At 70.8% G+C, this 2359-nt stretch carries 4 protein-coding genes; 2 read left to right on the plus strand and 2 right to left on the minus strand.

Annotated elements, in window-relative coordinates; all coding sequences use genetic code 11:
* A partial coding sequence (locus VF825_RS18540) for a hypothetical protein (RefSeq protein ID WP_414695896.1) occupies positions 1-231 on the minus strand: 231 nt, incomplete at its 3' end.
* The gene (gene mca, locus VF825_RS18545) at positions 228-1166 is read right to left on the minus strand and encodes a mycothiol conjugate amidase Mca (RefSeq protein WP_331116154.1); all 939 of its coding nucleotides are present in this window, start codon (positions 1164-1166) and stop codon (positions 228-230) included. The genes VF825_RS18540 and mca, both read right to left, overlap by 4 nt.
* Before the next feature lie 88 nt (positions 1167-1254).
* On the opposite strand from mca, the gene VF825_RS18550 reads away from it, so the two are divergent.
* Together VF825_RS18550 and greA are read left to right on the plus strand one after the other, a co-directional pair.
* The gene (locus tag VF825_RS18550) at positions 1255-1629 is read left to right on the plus strand and encodes a DUF4307 domain-containing protein (protein ID WP_331116156.1); all 375 of its coding nucleotides are present in this window, start codon (positions 1255-1257) and stop codon (positions 1627-1629) included.
* Positions 1630-1813: 184 nt separating this feature from the next.
* Entirely contained in the window at positions 1814-2305 is a 492-nt protein-coding gene (gene greA / locus VF825_RS18555; RefSeq protein WP_331116158.1) for a transcription elongation factor GreA, read from the plus strand.
* Positions 2306-2359: the final 54 nt, after the last annotated feature.

A 2359-nucleotide genomic window follows, 5' to 3' on the forward strand; every position in this document is an offset into this window, starting at 1 on the left:
CGCGTCCGCCGCACCGGGTGCGTCCTCGCCGGTGCCGCCGGCGCGCGGTGCCGGGGCACCGCCGGTCCGGGCGTCCTGGGCGTCCCTGGCCTCGGCCTCCTCGCGGAAGCTCATCCGGCGCAGGCGGGCGTTCATGTTGCGCATGAGCAGCCACAGCGCGACCGCGAGCAGGAAGAAGGCCAGGAAGCCCCCGAGTCCGGCCGTGACGTTGGTGCTCACGGTGGTGTTCACGATGCGTCCTTCGTGGTGCCGTCGTAGTGCAGCTCGAGGCCGCCCTTGCGGGCGAGGGCGTCGGCCTCGGCCAGCGAACCCATCCCGGCGAACAGGCAGTCCTCGATGGGCTCGACCGGCACGTAGGACAGGGCTGCCTCGAAGTCCTCGGTCGGCCAGATCTCCTGCTGCATCTCCAGCGGCACCATGAACCACGACCCCTCCGGGTCGATCTGCGTGGCATGGGCCAGCAGCGCCCGGTCGCGGGTCGGGAAGTGCTCCGCGCAGGGGATGCGCGTGGTGATGGTGCGCTCGCCGCGCTCCTCCCAGCGCGCGATCCACTCGCCGTAGGGGGACTCCAGCCCGGCCTGCTCCATCGCGTCGTGGAAGGCCAGGATGCGGCCCTTGGACAGCGTCTGGTTGTAGTAGATCTTCAGCGGCTGCCACGCCTCGCCCGCGTGCGGGTATGCCGTGGGGTCACCCGCCGCACGGAACGCCGACATGCCGACCACGTGGGTCATGACGTGGTCGGGGTGGGGGTAGCCACCATTCTCGTCGTACGTCGTCATGACGTGCGGGCGGAACTCGCGCACGACCCGCACCAGGGCCTCGGTGGTCACCTCGACCGGCTCGAGCGCGAAGCACCCCTCCGGCAGCGGCGGCAGCGGGTCCCCCTCGGGCAGGCCGGAGTCGACGAAGCCGAGCCAGGTGTGCTGCACCCCCAGGATCTCCTGGGCCTTGGCCATCTCGCGGCGCCGCACGTCGGGCAGGTCGCGCAGGATCTCGGGGTCGTCCTTGAGGGCAGGGTTGAGCACGTCGCCGCGCTCGCCGCCCGTGCAGGAGACCACCAGCACCTCGACACCGTCGGCGACGTACTTGGCCATCGTGGCCGCGCCCTTGCTCGACTCGTCGTCGGGGTGCGCGTGCACCGCCATGAGTCGCAGTCCTTCAACCACCGTGCACACCTCGTGGAGCCATGTCGGAGAATGATCGGGCTCATCATGTCACCCGGCGCCGACCGCGCCCGCGTCGGAAGGGTCCCCCGTGCCGCTGCCCCGCCCCGCCCCCGGAACCACCCGCTGGTGGGTGATCGGCACCATCGGGTGCGCCGTGGGCATCGCCCTCGCCGTCTGGCTGGGCCTGGCGAGCACCCTCGGGCAGGTGTCGTGGACGGACATCGGCTACCACGTGGTCGACGACGGCCGGGTGGACGTGAGCTACGACGTGAACCGGCCCTCCGGCAAGGCCGTGACCTGCGAGGTCAGGGCGCTGGACTCCCACTTCGGCACGGTCGGCAGCGTCACCGTGCACGTGCCCGCAGGGGGCCCGGACTCGGTGCACCGGCAGACCACGGTCCGCACCACCTCGCGTGCGGTGACTGGTGTCGTCCAGACCTGCTCCGTGGACGGGGCGCAGTAGCACCCGCACCGGGACCGGCGAGCACGGGATTGGCCCTGACCACCCCTTCGCTTGCTAGGCTGGTCGCTTCACACTTGGGTCTGGACCTGCGACCACACCGGTCGGGTCCGGGCCCGATTGCTTAGTCACCCGACACGCCGGCGCACCCCCGCGCGGCCCGTCGGGTCCAACCAAGGAGTCAGACGTGAGCGACACTGCGACCACCACGGGGAGCTTCCTCACCCAGGAGGCGTACGACCGTCTCAAGGCAGAGCTCGAGCAGCTCTCCGGCGAGGGCCGCACCGAGATCGCCAAGAAGATCGAGGCGGCCCGCGAGGAGGGTGACCTCCGGGAGAACGGCGGCTACCACGCCGCCAAGGAGGAGCAGGGCAAGATGGAGGCCCGCATCCGCCAGCTCACCCAGCTGCTCGAGACCGCCACCGTCGGCGAGGCCCCCAGGAACGACGGCACCGTCGTGCCGGGCATGGTCGTGACCGTCGAGATGTTCGGCGACCAGGAGACCTTCCTGCTCGGCAGTCGCGAGATCGAGGGCGACGAGCTCGAGGTCTTCAGCGAGAAGTCCCCGGTCGGGGCGGCCATCAACGGCGCCAAGATCGGCGACACCGTGAGCTACGAGGCCCCCAACGGCAAGAAGATCGAGGTCAAGATCCTCGAGGCCAAGCCGTATGCCGGCTAGTCACCTCCCCGGGTGAGCCCACCCGAGCGTGAAGGCCGCCTCCCGTGACGGGAG

This window comes from Oryzihumus sp., assembly GCF_036391795.1.
Lineage (GTDB): Bacteria > Actinomycetota > Actinomycetes > Actinomycetales > Dermatophilaceae > Oryzihumus.